Annotated in this window: 13 protein-coding genes and 1 pseudogene; 6 read left to right on the forward strand and 8 right to left on the reverse strand. The window is 44.1% G+C overall.

Going from position 1 to position 15,289, the window contains the following annotated elements; all coding sequences use genetic code 11:
* Positions 1 to 121 precede the first annotated feature (121 nt).
* The 5 genes and pseudogenes from NLP_RS14860 to NLP_RS14880 all read right to left on the reverse strand — a co-directional run bounded on the left by NLP_RS14860 (position 122) and on the right by NLP_RS14880 (position 5,230).
* Positions 122 to 1,492, reverse strand: coding sequence for a tetratricopeptide repeat protein (locus NLP_RS14860; protein WP_104907056.1), 1,371 nt, complete (start codon positions 1,490 to 1,492; stop codon positions 122 to 124).
* 5 nt (positions 1,493 to 1,497) lie between these two features.
* Positions 1,498 to 2,772 carry a DUF4331 domain-containing protein gene (locus NLP_RS14865; protein ID WP_104907057.1) on the reverse strand — a complete coding sequence of 425 codons (1,275 nt, stop codon included), beginning with the start codon at positions 2,770 to 2,772 and terminating at the stop codon, positions 1,498 to 1,500.
* A gap of 311 nt (positions 2,773 to 3,083) precedes the next feature.
* A pseudogene (locus NLP_RS14870) lies at positions 3,084 to 3,179 on the reverse strand (small ribosomal subunit protein bS21); the annotation flags it as partial.
* Positions 3,180 to 3,291: 112 nt separating this feature from the next.
* A complete protein-coding gene (locus NLP_RS14875; protein WP_234017332.1) occupies positions 3,292 to 3,711 on the reverse strand; it encodes a thermonuclease family protein in 420 nt (139 codons plus the stop codon).
* A 250-nt stretch (positions 3,712 to 3,961) separates the two neighbouring features.
* Positions 3,962 to 5,230, reverse strand: a complete 1,269-nt coding sequence (locus tag NLP_RS14880; RefSeq protein WP_104907059.1) for a GAF domain-containing sensor histidine kinase — start codon at positions 5,228 to 5,230, stop codon at positions 3,962 to 3,964.
* A 575-nt stretch (positions 5,231 to 5,805) separates the two neighbouring features.
* Here NLP_RS14880 and NLP_RS14885 point away from each other — a divergent pair.
* The gene (locus NLP_RS14885; RefSeq protein WP_104907060.1) at positions 5,806 to 8,277 is read left to right on the forward strand and encodes a single-stranded-DNA-specific exonuclease RecJ; all 2,472 of its coding nucleotides are present in this window, start codon (positions 5,806 to 5,808) and stop codon (positions 8,275 to 8,277) included.
* A 155-nt stretch (positions 8,278 to 8,432) separates the two neighbouring features.
* On the opposite strand, the gene NLP_RS14890 is transcribed toward NLP_RS14885, so the two are convergent.
* Together NLP_RS14890 and NLP_RS14895 are read right to left on the reverse strand one after the other, a co-directional pair.
* Positions 8,433 to 9,779, reverse strand: coding sequence for an NAD(P)/FAD-dependent oxidoreductase (locus NLP_RS14890; RefSeq protein ID WP_104907061.1), 1,347 nt, complete (start codon positions 9,777 to 9,779; stop codon positions 8,433 to 8,435).
* A gap of 352 nt (positions 9,780 to 10,131) precedes the next feature.
* Positions 10,132 to 11,043 carry a LysR family transcriptional regulator gene (locus NLP_RS14895; RefSeq protein ID WP_104907062.1) on the reverse strand — a complete coding sequence of 304 codons (912 nt, stop codon included), beginning with the start codon at positions 11,041 to 11,043 and terminating at the stop codon, positions 10,132 to 10,134.
* A gap of 273 nt (positions 11,044 to 11,316) precedes the next feature.
* On the opposite strand from NLP_RS14895, the gene NLP_RS14900 reads away from it, so the two are divergent.
* From NLP_RS14900 to NLP_RS14915, 5 genes are all read left to right on the forward strand, one after another.
* A complete protein-coding gene (locus tag NLP_RS14900) occupies positions 11,317 to 11,805 on the forward strand; it encodes a nuclear transport factor 2 family protein (protein WP_104907063.1) in 489 nt (162 codons plus the stop codon).
* 54 nt (positions 11,806 to 11,859) lie between these two features.
* Positions 11,860 to 12,111 (forward strand): DUF3768 domain-containing protein, encoded by a 252-nt coding sequence (locus NLP_RS36095; RefSeq protein ID WP_158680385.1) that lies wholly within the window; start codon positions 11,860 to 11,862, stop codon positions 12,109 to 12,111.
* Positions 12,047 to 12,646: an NADPH-dependent F420 reductase gene (locus NLP_RS14905; protein WP_104907064.1), complete on the forward strand. Its 600-nt coding sequence runs from the start codon at positions 12,047 to 12,049 to the stop codon at positions 12,644 to 12,646. The genes NLP_RS36095 and NLP_RS14905 overlap by 65 nt, the downstream gene beginning before the upstream one ends.
* Positions 12,647 to 12,708: 62 nt before the next feature.
* Positions 12,709 to 13,335: an NADPH-dependent F420 reductase gene (locus NLP_RS14910; RefSeq protein WP_104907065.1), complete on the forward strand. Its 627-nt coding sequence runs from the start codon at positions 12,709 to 12,711 to the stop codon at positions 13,333 to 13,335.
* Between the two features lie 322 nt (positions 13,336 to 13,657).
* A complete protein-coding gene (locus NLP_RS14915; RefSeq protein WP_104907066.1) occupies positions 13,658 to 14,125 on the forward strand; it encodes a nuclear transport factor 2 family protein in 468 nt (155 codons plus the stop codon).
* Positions 14,126 to 14,498: 373 nt separating this feature from the next.
* On the opposite strand, the gene NLP_RS14920 is transcribed toward NLP_RS14915, so the two are convergent.
* Positions 14,499 to 15,287, reverse strand: a complete 789-nt coding sequence (locus NLP_RS14920; RefSeq protein ID WP_104907067.1) for an SDR family oxidoreductase — start codon at positions 15,285 to 15,287, stop codon at positions 14,499 to 14,501.
* Between the last annotated feature and the right edge of the window lie 2 nt (positions 15,288 to 15,289).

Genomic DNA, 15,289 nt, shown 5'->3' on the forward strand with positions numbered 1-15,289 from the left:
GATTTTAAATTTTGGATTGACCCCACTGATAAACGGATAGAGCTTGAAGATTTTAAATCTGCGATTTGTCTCACCCACAAGGGTTAAGGTATGAACTTGGAATTAGCAATCAATCTAAAATTTAAAATCCCAAATCCAAAATTGCTTGACGAGCTTCATCAGCATACTTGTGATGAAATTGAGGATTGAGGCTAACAGCTTGAGTTAATCGCTTGATTGCTTCCTCACGCTTATTTAAGTGAAACGCAATCATGCCAGCATGAAATTGCAGCAAAGCATCTTCTGTTCCGAAGCGAGTTGCCCGTTGGGCTGCCCGTTGCGCTTCTTCCCATTCCCCATTAGCCGCAGCTGCCCAAGCCAAAGTATCCTCTGCATATACATCGTCTCGCACTGCTACTTCACTACGGGCAATCTGTAGAGCCTCTGTTAAATGAATTGCGTGTTCGGTGTAGTAGACTGCCAAAGCGCGATCGTAGATTCCTTTAACCTTGCTCAGGTAAGCGACTACCCCAATTAAATCTTCAGTTTCAGTTGCGCCTTTTTCGTCTCCCAGAGCCAGTTGAGCATCTGCTTTATACCCCAGCGTTTCTACCAACGGCATCAATTCTATACCCTGATTTGCGGTATTCAGAGCATCCTGCCATCGATGCTGTGCCGCATAGAGGCGGGCCAGTCCTGTAAACACAGCTATATGCCGTGGGAAGAGGTCAAAAGCTTCCCGATATCGCTGCTCAGACAGGGCAAAATCACCGGCTGCAAAAGCAAGATCCCCTGTCCGCACATGAAACCAAGCGCGAGTTTCTGCGCTCGTCGTGTAGAAAGAATCCATCTCCTGCATAGCTTCATCTAGCAGTTTTCGCGCTGAGGCTAAATTGCCAGTTAACTCTAAATAACGAGCTAAAACCGCGTTATGACCAGAGTTCGATTCTTCCTGTGCAAGGTTCTGCAAGAGTTGATGAGTTATTTCATAATCACCCAACTCCATCTGAATTGATGCCCTCAGCGAGACAATATTGGAATTGTCAACAGATGAATTATTTAACACATCTGAAGCTGACCGAAATTGATGTTGAGATAGTAAAGCTGATGCTAAGAGCATAGAAGAAACATCATTATGGCGCGGCTGTATTGCCAGGGATCTACGTGCCGCTTGTTCTGCTCGTAACACATCGTCTATATCTCCAATTTCTCGAAAGCGCCTCAAATATTGATCGGCTAACAGACGTAAAAATATTGAGGAATCGGGAGATTGGGCAACTTTCTCCTCATAGACGCTGATAATATGCGATCGCTGTAAATAATCGGGGAAGACTAAATCTGACTGCTGAACTGGTAATATCTGCCTAGAATTAACAGTCAGCAGTTGCACAAGAGAGGAATATGTGCCTAACTTACCATTGGTGTAGCCTAGACTTAGCGCTTGTGTATCACAGGGTCTTAGTAAAACCAGTAGGCTAGTCAGCACTAACACCCATAGTATTCTTAGATACATAAACTTTACAAAGGATTACCTAAATAAGGGAAGGTAGGAAGAAAGTTGGCATTATTAGGCCCAACATTATCGCTAGTCAGCCCCGGAATTTTACCTGTAGAAATGCCTGTAACTGCATCACCAAAGACAACAGATGCTGTTACATCGATTACGTCATCTTTTGGTCTTCTACCACCAAAATTTTTGCCTAACTGAGTACCAAAATAACTACCGCTAGGTTTAGAAAGGTCAGCTTGGATCACATCAGGAATCGCCACTGAGATTACTGCATCGGCTATGCCTTTAGGTCTACCGATTGCTTTCACAAAGGCTTGAATGAATTGGGACTGATTGCTAGCGTCTTTTGTTGGTGTCTGAAGATTACTATTATTATGAGCTTTAAAGTCCATAAAAAGTTCATTCAGGGCTGGAACTGCTAACCGCTCAATCTGAGCAAAATGCCCGTTTCTGAGTCTAGGAGTTTTAACACTAGTTGTGATCCAAACACCAATTTTGCCTTTACCAAGCAGTTTCCTGGGTAGTTCGGCAATAATTGAGTGGACATTGAATGGGGCTAGAGTGTCTTTTGCTTGTCCAGGTGGTCTAAAGGTAAGAACTGTGAAGGGAGGACTGGGATTAGGCTGAAGGCTATAGTTCCGATCCGGGATGATTTTGAAGAACTGTTCCAAATCGAAAAAGAACGGGTCTTTGCGTGTCCCAACAAAGAACTTCATGCCGTTATATGCGGCGAATGTTTGGTTGAGTTGCCCTGTCCAACTTACTGGAAGCAAAGCTGACTCTGTTCCTACTGTGGTTGGACGACATGGGCCGCGGACTGTGACAGTTTGCTGTGAGCCTTTACCATTTACATTTAATTGGAGTACGACATCTTCAATACTGTCGCCAGTGTTATCAATCTTGAATTGATAAAGAACGTTTGGATCGAATGGTCTTTTTTCACCAGAAACGATCAGAGGGTCGAAATCCATCACTAAGACAACATTTTTGGGGTTTGTCGGACTCTCAAACACAAACAAATCTGTGAGATCCGCAGCAGTCAGCTTAGTGGCAAGAAAAGTTGTGTCCTGGTGATCTGAAGCCAAAGCTTTAGGGGTTGCATAGGTTAGGACTACCAGCAAAATAGCGACAAATGCCACTATGGGACGAAAAAAACGAGTAGCTTTAGTCCAATATAGCGATCGCTTGATGGAAAGAAATACCATATTTTGGACTGCTTTATCTATGAGTAACCTGCCTTCAGTTGCTATAAAAGACGTGATACTCCGAGCATTTATTCTCATAGTTGCCCTTTTTGAGGTGTTTAGCCTCTACTGTTGGTGTGGAAATAGCAAGTTGATTTGGATTTCAAAAAAGACTGCGGATATTACCGAAGCGCTTCACAGCTTATTTGCTCTTACTACTCACTTTCCAGACCAAAACTTGCTCATTTCTTGCTCACCCTTATCTATATTGATTTTCTACTGAGGAATAAAAATTCTATTCTGACTTTTTGATTACTTGTGCTGATTTCCATCAATAAAGCCCTCAGAAAATCTCTGAGGGCATTGATGAATATCTATGTCACTCATCAAGTGCGGAAATGTCTTTTACCCTACCTATGCTTGGCAATTTCTTTACGCTTGTGTTTTTCAATAGGCGTTTCAAAGTGACGATGCTTTCTTATATCTAGAAAAATCCCAGCCGAAGAACGTGGAGTAATTAGGTTTTTAACGTTTCAACCACCTTATCCACGAGTTCCATTGGATCAATTGGTTTGGTAATAAAAAGTTGAAAACTTGCTTTTAAAATATGCAGTTCATTTACAATTTTGAATGTTGCCACAAACCCAAATGCTTATTTTTAGCATTAGCTTCTGCAATTAAAAATTGGGTTTTGCTCTCATAGCAATTTTGTAAAGATTCTTGGTCAACGACGGCATTACCTGACTCTACCAAAAGGAGATTTACTGACCGATTATCTGCAAACACTTCACCCGCCGGGCGACCATTTTTAACTTGTTCTGTGCTTCTAATCACGACAGGAGTTTGAGGTGGTAATAGCTGTTTTAGCCTTTGTGTTGCTGCTAAACCATAGCGCTTGTCAGTTGCTTCTGGTGCGTTAATACAGGCTAACTTGATTGTAGTTGTTTGTCCTGCATTATCTTTAACCAAAATTGTGTTTCCGTCTGCAACACCAACTACTGCACCTAGCACCAAAATTAGTTGAAGTAATTCCATCATTTTGTATGTAATATTTTATGCAAAAATAGAATTTTATTTCAGTGCTTAGGTTACTAGTACAGCACGGCGTAAATAAGCAGACCATTGAAAAGCCCTAAAGAGCTTATTTCATAATACTTTTGACTTTTGACTTTTGACTTTTGACTTCCGCCTTGCGGTACTAGTGTGATTTAGCTCACAAGTTGTAAATAAAAGTAAAAGTAATAAATATTATCATTGCAAAAACCTGGCATTTATATCAATTAAAAATTCATTTAATAACTACAGGTAATTGAACATTCACAGTAGTTCCTGTCAAGAGGTCAGAAGAGATTAACAGTTCCCCATTATGAGCATTGACGATGCGTTTGGTAATAGCAAGTCCTAGCCCAGTGCCACAAGGTTTGGTAGAGAAAAATGGCTGAAAAACTTTGGTAATAACTTCTGATGGGATTGGATCACCGCCATTATGGACATTAATGCAAACTTTATTTGTATGCGAACAATCTACTTTCAATTTAATGATATCTTCTGCTGCAACTGCTTCACAAGCATTGCGGACAATGTTGATAAATACTTGTTTAAGTTTGTCTTTATCTCCCAAAAATTTTACCGTAGGTGATGCCGGAATAAATTCAATTTGTCGTTCTTGAGCTTCTGGCATTTCACGAATACATACAAGCAATTCATAAATAAATTCATTCACGTCTAATTCACAAAGTTGCAAAACTTGAGGTTTTGCATAGAGCAAAATTTCACTCAATAGACGTTCTAGACGACTAGCTTCACTCAGTGCCAATGCTAATCGCTCTTGGGCTGATTCAGTTAAAATGGTTTTTCGGAAATATTTTAATCCCATGCTCATTGTAGTCAATGGATTACGAATTTCATGCACAATCATTGCAGCAAATTCACCAATAGCTACCAGTCGTTCCTGCTCTAAAAGCTTGGCTTGGGCTGCTTGTAATTCTGCGGTGCGTTTTTCTACCTCAGCCTCCAAAATATGATTAAATTGGCACTGCTGTTGATAGAGATGATAGTTGTTAATTGCTGTTGCAGCTCGTTCAGCAAACAATTCCACAATTTGGATGTCTTCTTTTGTAAAATCACGTGGTAGATGATTAAAAGAACAGATAGTACCAATCACTTCACTTTCAGCAGTCCGCAATGGTATTCCTAAATATGCACAATAACCTTCTGGAGCCTGTCCATACTCTGGGTGTTTTTGAGCATCTTTTACTGCCAATGATTTACCCATTTTGATAACAGTACCAGTTAGTAAACCATGTAGTGAATAAACATGTTCGCCTTCGCCCATTTCAAGGCTACTGGCTAGAACAGTTTCAAACCCCTCTTGGCAAAAGGTAACAACTGTCCAATCAACTCCAATGAGTTCGCTGACTCCGCAAGCAATGTTGTGCAAATAGCTACCCAGTTCGCCAGTTCGATAGTTCAAAGAAGACAAACGTGCTATGATTTGCCGCTCACGCTGCCAAGTTTGCTTGTGCAACAATATTTCGTCATCACTGGTTTTGCTCATGGATACCTATTGCATGGGTTTTGAAGCCTGCTTCCGCAAGTTTGGTTGGGGTAGCAGCGATTTTAATCGTTAGGTGCAAGATGTGAGTTTATAGAAAGATTCTACTAGAGACATCTGCTATTTACATACAACAAAATTATGAAATTTTACTTAACTAAATGTAAATTTATGTCCGAAAAGTATCAAGTAATAAGTTTAATGAAAGTGCGATCGCAGTGAATACACCTGTTCTTGGATCTGCAACTCCGGCGAAGTCTTTAGTCCCCTCAGCACCATCTCAGGAGTCAACTGCTATGAAGTCAGGCACTTTTGTTTCTGGAGAACATACAACGTAAGCGTTCAGTCAATATTACAACCAAAGACGGTAAATCATTTCTAGAGCTTGAACAATCGTTTAAAACCTCTGAATCAGTCCCGGATTTAGTAGTAATTTTGCACCTATAATACGATGAGATTTAAGTCGTATGATTTTAGTTACTTGACTTTCTGGAGATATTTTTAATTCTGTGTTAGCAATATTCAATGCTTTAACATAAGCTTGTATTGTAAGAGTTTTCACTCCTAACTTTCTTTGTATGCCAGAACAACAGCAGTGGACTATAACAGCAACTGAGCAACCACCAGAGTGGTTTATCCAAGCAGTAAAACAGTATACACCTGCATCAAGTGGACTGTATGCAGCGCAGTTGTTGTGGCAACGGGGTATTAAAGATCGTCAACAATTAACAGCTTTTATCAACTATAAAGCTTATCAACCAGCAAGTCCCTTTGAGTTTGGACAAGAAATGCATCTGGCGATCGCACGCTTGCAACAAGCATATAATACTAAAGAAAAAATTGCCATTTGGGGAGATTTCGATGCCGATGGGATTACCGCTACATCGGTACTTTGGGATGGATTGGGGCAGTTTTTCGCTCAAAATACTCAGTTAATTTACTATATTCCCAATCGTCTGAAAGAATCCCACGGACTTAATAATCAAGGAATTGATAACTTAGCAAAACAAGGTTGCAAATTAATTGTTACTTGCGATACAGGTAGCACAAATGTTGAGGAAATTATCTATGCCAAACAGCTAGGTATAGATGTAATAGTTACAGACCATCACACCTTACCAGCCGAACGCCCACCCGTCGCAGCAATTATCAATCCCCGCTATTTTCCAAAAGAACATCAGTTATTTAATCTTTCTGGGGTGGCGGTAGCTTATAAGTTGGTGGAAGCACTATATCAAAGCCTGCCCAATGTTGCCAAATATCCTTTAGAGGATTTATTAGATTTAGTTGCAGTTGGATTAATTGCCGACTTAGTACAGTTAAGTGGAGATTGCCGCTACTTGGCACAGATGGGAATTCAACGACTGCAAGAAGATTTTAAACAGCCAGCAGCAGCGCGGCGGCGGCCAGGGGTAGGACGATTATTAGAATTGTGCCAGAAAAGTGGCGATCGCCCCACAGATATTTCTTTTGGTTTGGGGCCAAGAATTAACGCCGTTAGTCGCATCCAAGGTGATGCCAGTTTCTGCGTGGAATTATTAACTAGTCGGGATGTCAAACGTTGTAACGAACTAGCCGAAGTTACAGAACTCGCCAACGCCCGCCGCAAATCTTTACAAAAAGATGTGCAAGCACAAGTGGCGCAAAAACTTACTCAATTAGATTTATCAACCACCAGCGTCATTGTCCTAGAAGATGCCCAATGGCCTGCGGGTGTATTGGGCTTAGTTGCTGGACAGGTAGCACAAGAAACTGGACGCCCAACGATTTTGTTGAGTACGGAAGGAGCAGGGGAGCAGGAGAGCAGGGGAGCAGGGGAAGCAGAGGAAGCAGGGGGAGCAGGGGGAGAAATTACTCCTTTATTTTCTAACTCAGAACTCAGCACTCAGCACTCAGCACTTGCATTAGCCCGTGGTTCCGCCCGTTCGGTGAATTCTGTCGATTTATACCAATTGGTGAAAGACCAAGCACATTTATTACATCGTTTTGGAGGACATCCCTTTGCAGCGGGTTTGAGTTTGTTGGTGGAGAATATTCCTTTATTTACAGCGGCGATTAATCAGCAGTTGCGGCAATCTTTAGGAAGTACAACTCTAACGCCAACCGTGCAAGCAGACTTGACGGTAACAGTTGCAGACTTGGGGAAAGAGTTATTTTTGGAACTGAAACTGCTAGAACCTTGTGGAATGGGTAATCCTGTTCCGAAATTGCTAATTCAAAACTGCTGGTTTGAAAATTCTTGGCATCGCAATCAGCAGGATTGGCAAGGGAAAAAGGTACAGTACATTAAAACTGAGTTTGATATTCGGGATGATTCCACCAGAAGCGCTTTTCCTGGGTTATGGTGGGGACACTATAAAGATGAATTGCCCATAGGAAGGTGTGATTGTATAGCAGAATTAGACTACAACACCTTCAAAAAACGTTATGAAATCAGATTAATTGCCGTGCGTTCTTCTGTTAACTCAGCATTCACCACTCAGCAGTGGCTCAACGCCCCGCAATCGCTAACACCCTTCATCCTAGACTTACGGAATCAGGAACACTCAGCACCCAGCACTCAGGACTCAACACTGATTATTGAAGATTGTCCCACAAATTGGGATGATTTACGCACTTGGTTGCGGCGATGTTTGGCGACAAGCCGCTCTAGGTCTGGGCTTGACAATCAGCAACAATTAGCGATCGCTTGGTCTAAACCTAACCACCAACCACCCAATCAAATTTGGCTGACTCTTGTCGGAATTGCCAAATATCTCAGTCGCACAAATCAACTAGTTACCCGTGGACAACTTTTAGAGAAAATCGGCATCAGCGACCAAACCTTACTTGTCGGAATCAAAGCTTTAAAATACTTAGGGTTCACAGTTAAACGACAAGACCGTTCTTTACAAATTACCTGGCATCCAAGCGATAGTGCCGAAAACCTTGCTGATGAAGCAGTTGCACGATTTTTAGCTGCTGTCCGAGAAGAACAATTTCAGCAACAGTATTTTGCGGAAGTTCCTTTATCTACGATTGTGGCGATCGCCAGCTACGACAGTAAATAATTTAAAGGGTTTATAGCGTTCCCTAGATGAACAAAATAGGGATTTTCAACCAAGTCCCTTCTTGTATAGTGCGATCGCGATCGCACTAAATTACAGCAGTTTGCAAGTATAGGAATTACCTAGCTTGTGAGTCCTATCAGGTGAGATTTCTGAAGTTACAGAGGTGTCCCAGAAGGCTGTTGCACCCTATTGTTAACAGTTTTTGCTTCTACAAAACTTTCTCGACCTGTAATCAATCTAGAGCGACGATTACGAGTAATATAATTCCATCCCCACTGAATTGCTACTACTACTTTAGTGTCAAACTCGATTAAGAAGTAGATGTGAATTACTAGCCAAAAGAGCCAAGCAATGAAACCTTTGAGTTTGATTATGCCTAAATCTACAACAGCTAAATTTTGCCCAATCATCGCCAAAGTACCCACGTCATTGTAACGAAATTGTGGCAAAGTCTCACCTTGAAGCCTGCGTTTAATCAGTTTAGCTACATACTCTCCTTGTTGTTTGGCTACAGGTGCAACACCAGGTAAGGGTTTACCATTTTGATGGGAGAAGTTACCTAAATCTCCCACGACAAAAATGTTTTTATAATCCTTAATAGACAAGTCCGGTTCTACAATCACACGTCCGTCGCGATCGCACTCTACACCTGTGCTTTTTGCTAGGGCTTTCCCCATAGGCGAACCTTGAACACCTGCTGCCCACAAGATAGTTTTTGCGGTAATTTCTGTCAATTCATCGCCTTGCTTGAAAGTAACGGTGCTATTTTCAATATTTGTGACTCTGGTGTTAGTGTAGACAGCCACACCCAACTTTTGCAAAGATTCTGCTCCTACTTTCGATAACTCTGGCGCAATGTGTGGGAGGATGCGATCGCCCCCTTGCAATAGTAAAATTCTCGCTTCTGAGGTGTTGATGCTGCGGAAATCTTCTGTGAGAGTTTGGTATGCCAATTCTGCGATCGCCCCGGATAATTCTACACCAGTGGGCCCACCCCCCACAATCACAAAAGTCAACAAAGCACGGCGTTTTTCGGGATCGGTTTCTTTTTCTGCCGCTTCAAATGCCGAAAATATCTGACGACGCATTTCTATGGCATCTTCAACAGTTTTCAAGCCAGGAGCAAATTCTTTCCAGTTATCTTTACCAAAATAGGAATGGTTAGCACCTGTGGCGACAATTAATGTGTCATAAGGTATTACTTCATCACCCAGAATAACTTCTTGTGCTTTTGGATCGATATCATTTACCTCTCCCAACAACACTTTTGTATTCTTGCTTTTGCTGAATACAGATCGCAATGGTGCCGAAATATCAGCAGGTGATAGCGCACCTGTAGCTACTTGATATAAAAGCGGCTGAAATAGGTGAAAGTTACGTTTATCAATGAGAGTAACATTTACATTTGCTTTCTTCAAAGCTTTTGCTGTATACAGTCCACCAAAGCCGCCACCAACGACAACAACCCGATGTGGTGCATTCTTTTCAAGTGAGACTACCATAATCAATATTTCCTTGTGTTAAGAAGTTGTAACTATTCTTAACAAAGATGTAACAGCATTATGATATCGATTGCTGTTTCTTTAGAACAATTGAAAAAATGATGAAAGTAATCAAAGTTAGTTTTTATCGAGGAAGGCAGGAGGCAGGAGCAAAACGTGAAACCCCTGTCAGGGTGTTTGTGTAGGGGTTGCATGGTGATGGGGTGTAAGGGAAGTAGTTGATTTGTGAGTATTATTATTTAGTTCTTAATTCTTTCCCTTACAGTCTCTCATCCATATACCTTATGTATTTGGCGAAAATAAGCGTGCCATTCGCCGCTGAACCCTCTTTCACATTCGGGATGCTTTGATCTCAAACGTTGTTTTCCATCTCGGTGATGCCAGAAAAATGTTCAGCTAGAAAATCTACGAAAGTCCTTATTTTGGGTGATAGGTATCGCCGATTCGTATAGACAGCATAAAGAGATGAGGTTGCCAACGTGTAGTCCAGCTTCAGCACCTCCAATCGTTGGCTGGTAAGATCATCTTCAATCAACCACTTTGGCAAAACCGCCAACCCCATACCGGCTAGGGTCGCCTGATACAGCATGGTAGTGTTGTTGGAGCGGATGGAGACTGGCAGTTTGACAGTCTCCCGCCCGTTAGAACCCTCAAAGAGTATCTCATCGGCAAACTGCGAGTAGTAATAGCTGATGCTTAGATGCTTTGACAGTTCGCTGGGAGTTTTTGGGTATCCATTTCTTTGCAAATAGTCATCTGAGCCGACCAATATGAATTGAATTGGGCAAATGCGTCGCGTGATCAGTGAAGAAGCGGGTTCCTCAGTCGTGACACGTAACGCCAAGTCGAATCCTTCTTCCACCAAGTCCACCACCCGATCATTCAAATTCAGGTCTAGCAAAACGTCTGGATAGCGAGAGCGGTACTTCGCCAAGGCTTTAGTGAATAACGGGTTAGCGAACCAAACTGGGGCGCTGATCTTGAGTACGCCACGCGCGACGACGGCTGATTGCCTCACCGCTGCCTCCACCATTTCCAATTTATCAAGCATTTCCCGGCATTGCTCATAATAGACCGTTCCTGCCTCGGTTAGGCTTAAGTGTCGGCTGGTTCGATTCAACAAACGTGCCCCAAGGTTTCGTTCCAAGTGCATCACATGCTTGCTGGTCATGGCTGTGGATAAGTTGAGCCGCTCGGCGGCTGCCACAAAACTTCCCGATTCCACCACCTGAAGCAATACTTTCATGCTCGTTAAGGTGTCCATCGTAGTTCTAAAGTTTCCTAAAAAGAAACATAGCATCAACAAAATGATACTTGTACAACGATGAGAAATGAATGTAATTTGAGGAAGACGGCAGCATCAACTAGCTAGGCAAGGAAATAGCTATGGCTGAACCAACAAAGGGTGGTGTTCTATATTCGTTGCTCTTCGCCTGAAGAATCTATGCATTGGACGTTTCAAGAGTCTTAACAAAAATCTAGAACACTATCAACTCGTCGACCGCCCGCAAGAATTTCAACGTAGAGGAGAATTTCAATGTCTCAGAACAACGAACTCACGGTGATCGACCGCTTTACTATCTTCGAGCAGTTGAACATGCATCAGCGATGTATCGACAAGGGTTGGGGGCGCGAGCAGGTCGACCTCTACAACCGCCTTTACTGGCCGGAGGCCAAATTCCACGTCAACGACTTACGTACTTCAACTTTCGAGGGTTTTGAAGGCATGAAGCAGATGTTCGACTACGCACACAGCGTCTTCCCGATGGACAAGTGGTTCCACTCTATGGGCGCGTTTGAAATTTCCGGATCGGGTGACAGGGCCGAAGCGCACTGGCGATGGTTCGTGTCCTGGAAGGCTGAACACGTCGGAACCGTTTCGACTGGCACCTACGACGACATCTTTGAACGTCGCGATGGCGTCTGGAAGTGTCTGGAGCGCACCTCCAAGAGCGATCCCAACTGGCCGGTAGACCTGTTCCAGCCCTTCCTCGATCAGGCAGACATCACCTTCAAAGCGTCCTGATAGTCAGACTTTTGAAAAAGCTTGCTGGGAAAATTGCTGGAAACGGTAAGGTAAATGTACTGGAAAATCGACTATTTTGATAAAAAGATGGAGTATCGAAGTAAGAATCCGGCTAACTCCTCTGTCACTATCCCAATTTCAAATAGGCTGACGCACGAGACTCTACGATTCATCGTGTCAGTTATAACAACAAATAACCCTCAACAATGGTCAGCACGCGCTGAGCGACTGGAGATTCTTTATGAAGTACGCCATTATTGGTTCCGGCAACATTGGTATCGCGCTCGCACGCACCTTCGCGCGTAAGAATATCGAAGTCGGAATCGCAAACACCCGTGGACCTGAGACGCTTGCGTCTTTGAAGAAAGAACTCGGTAAGAGCGTCCATCCCCAATCCATTCAAGACGCCTTTGATGCTGAGATCATCTTCCTCGCTGTCCCATTTCCGGCTCACAAGGAGGTGGCGAAGCAACTCAAGCAGTGGAACGGCAAGATCGTTGTCGACGTCACGAATGCTTTTGATGTTGCTCCGGAAGAGCTAGGAGGTCTCCTCTCTACTGAAGTCGTATCCAAAGCGTTTGTCGGAGCGCGCCTCGTGAAGGCCTTCAATCATCTGCCCGCGAAACAGCTTGGAACGAATCCGTTCGTGGAGGGGCAGCGGCAGACCGTGTTCGTATCGAGCAATGACGCCGATGCCAGCGCGACCGTTGCGGCCGTAGCAAATCAGCTTGGCTTTGCTCCAGTCGAACTCGGAAGCCTCGATCAGGGCGGCGTACCCCTTCATGTTCTAGGCGGGCGTCCTGGCGGCCTTCTATTTCAGAATCTGGTCAAGCTCGGCTGATTGCAGCAGTCACTTGAACGGCAAGCTCGTTCGCAAGTCCAACGCAAGAGAGGAGATTAGTCATGAAAGTAGGCTTTATAGGCGCCGGTACCGTCACGGGTACGTTTGGCCGTCATTTGTTAACCGCTGGTCACAGCATAGTCGTATCAAATTCAAGAGGACCGGAGACGCTTGCTGATTTTGTTGCTGATCTGGGTCCAGGCGCGATCGCGGGGACGAAGCAACAGGCTGCCGAATGCGACATCGTCATTCTTGCCACGAATTGGGTCCGTGTGGACGATGCTCTAAAGGGAGTTGATTGGCGAGGCCGCATCCTGATCGATGCAACGAACGCACATGTGGACGCTGTGCCGGACATTAGTCTGGCTGGCGTAACCAGATCGCGTGCTGCATTGAAGGAGCGCACCTCTAGCGAGATGGTTGCTGAGATGGCAGTTGGCGCGCGGCTCGTTAAATCGATCAGCAACATGCCAATGGCCTGGATACAGGATTTCTCACCGAACAAACCCCGCACAGTCATCTTCACTTCCGGCGACGACCACGAAGCCAAACAGCTGGTGATGGAGTTGATCAACAGCACCGGCTTGGTCGCGGTTGATCTCGGTTCCCTCGCAACGGGTGGTGCAATACATGAGGTCGGCGCTCCACTATCCGGCCTCGACCTCCACTTCGTCCGCCGACTTCGGTAAGAGCGCCTTTGACGCAACGGCAGTTTCAAACATCCATAGGGTTCATAGGAGAAAATCATGGTATCGTCAACTTAATCAAAGAAATTTAGAATCAAGTATAGCGGATTCAAGCGCAGCGGCAACGGCAGGCTGAATGGTCTGACGGCGATCGATGAATTCCTAGAGTACAAACATATCGCTTTCAACTCAGGAGTGATCCCCAGTGTTGGCGTTTCTGCCCAATAGTTGAGCTTGGATCTAAATCTTGAGTCCTTGTTAAATAAGCCTCACAACCATCAAACCCGACTATCAAGTTCGCATAAGCAGCCTTATAGGAACACGTATGTCTAGTACACCTGTAGAAATCGTCCAAGCCCTTCTCAAAGACCCCACCAACGCTGAGGTCGTCAACCGACTCGTCTCCCCCGATGCCATTTACGTATCACTCAGCTACGATAATCCCGACCTGAAAAAGCTTATGCCTTGGGCAGGCACGCACAAAGATGGTCCGGCCAGCGTCTTCAAAGTTTTCCAGGAACTCAATACCTTTTGGAACATCGAGGCGTTCGATATTCAGCAGATATTTGGCGAGGGCGAGAACGTCGCTGTCTTCGGCAGCTTCACCGTCCATTCAGTGAAACTCGATAAAACGTTCATCTCTCCCTTCTCTGTCCTGGCGAAGGTGAAGAATGGCTTAGTCACCTACATGCAGTATATGGAGGACACCTTTGGCACAGGTTCGACCTTCCGATCAGGTGGTACCTGGACATTCCAGAGCAACCCAGACGGCAGCGAAGTATCAGTGCCGTAGCAAGGTGTCCCAGGTGAATGGTACGCTTGAAAAGCCGAAAAGCCTGTGGTTTAAGCTCAGTATCTAAAACTTGAGATAAAAATGCCCACAAAGTTATAAACGGCTCAACTCATCGCTTTTTATACTGAATTTTTAGCTCAAATATTGCTTGTCTAATTGCAGACTTTGGTAATAGCTCTTTAAAAGGTAATCCCAGAGATGAATTGAATTTCTCAACAGAGAATTTATACTCGTAGTGTCACAAGCCCAAAAACCCCTTTCCTCAGTTCCTCGGTAACAGAGCGTAGCCGAAGTACTGCACTCTGTTACTTTAATGATAATGATATGATCGGTAACAATATTGCCGCCGATTATTTTTTATTAATCAAGCCGCTCAAAATGTGCTTTGAATAATTCCGCCATCTACTTGCAGCATGACTCCATTCACAAATGAGGCTGCTGGTGAACTCAGAAATACCGCAACATTGGCAAACTCTTCTGGTGTCCCGATACGACCCAAAGGAACAGTCCCATTGATTCTAGCAATTTCTGCTTCTTTGGTTTCACCACTTTTAGTAATGCGGGCATCGATCAATTCTTCTACCCGTTCTGTATATGTCCAGCCTGGTAGAATGCTGTTGACGCGAATTTTATCGCTACCCAGTTCTTGGCTGAGAGTTTTCGTTAAACCAATCACTGCTAATCGAATGGAATTAGATAAAATCAGATTTTGAACTGGTTGTTTAGTTGAGGTTGAGGTGATGGTCAAAATTGCTGGTGCGATAGATTGGCGTAAGTGAGGTAAAGCGTACTTTATCAGACGTACCGCACTCAGCAAAGTTAAGTTAATCGAAGTTTCCCAAGTTGCCAAATCGATATCGTCAAAAGTGCCAGCAGGTGGGCCTCCGGCGTTGGTAACGAGAACATCCAACCCGCCGAATTTTTCGACTGTGGCGTTAATTACCCGTTCAATATCTGCTTGACTAGTAACATCTGCACGCAGAGATAGTACTTCTGTACCTGTTTCGCTGGCAATCTCCGCAGCAGTTTTGTCAATTAACTCACTGCGGGCGCAGATGGCAACTTTTGCACCCTCACGGGCAAATTGCCTCGCTGTAGCTTTGCCCAAACCTTTACTAGCAGCTGTCACTAAGGCGACTTTGCCACGGAGTTGCAAATCCATAA

The sequence above is a fragment of the Nostoc sp. 'Lobaria pulmonaria (5183) cyanobiont' genome (assembly GCF_002949795.1).
Classification (GTDB): Bacteria; Cyanobacteriota; Cyanobacteriia; order Cyanobacteriales; family Nostocaceae; genus Nostoc.